Raw genomic sequence first — 397 nt, forward strand, 5'->3', positions numbered from 1 at the left:
GACCGCAAAGGTGAATTTCAGCCACGGATCGTAAAGAAAAACCAGACAACCCTAAGCGGCGATATCGAAGAAAAGATCTTATCCATGTATGCAAAGGGCATGACCACAAGTGATATCGAAGGTCATATCCGCGATATTTACGGAATTGAAGTATCCGACAGCACGATTAGCCGTGTTACCGATAAAATCCTTCCGCTTGTAAAGGAATGGCAGGTGCGGCCCTTAGAGAACATCTATGCGGTTGTATTCATGGATGCCATCCACTTTCATGTCCGAAGCGAAGGTCAAATTATTAAAAAGGCTGTTTACATCGCGATTGGTGTTCAAATGGATGGAATTCGGGATGTTTTAGGCATGTGGGTGGGAGAAAATGAAAGTGCTAAATTCTGGCTGGGAA

The 397-nt window shown here is 44.3% G+C and carries 1 protein-coding gene; it reads left to right on the forward strand.

Annotated features, from left to right (window positions below; translation table 11 throughout):
• A partial coding sequence (locus tag ALO_RS17615) for an IS256 family transposase (protein WP_004098834.1) occupies positions 1-397 on the forward strand: 397 nt, incomplete at both ends.

Origin of the sequence: Acetonema longum DSM 6540 (assembly GCF_000219125.1) — a bacterium.
GTDB lineage: Bacteria > Bacillota > Negativicutes > Sporomusales > Acetonemataceae > Acetonema > Acetonema longum.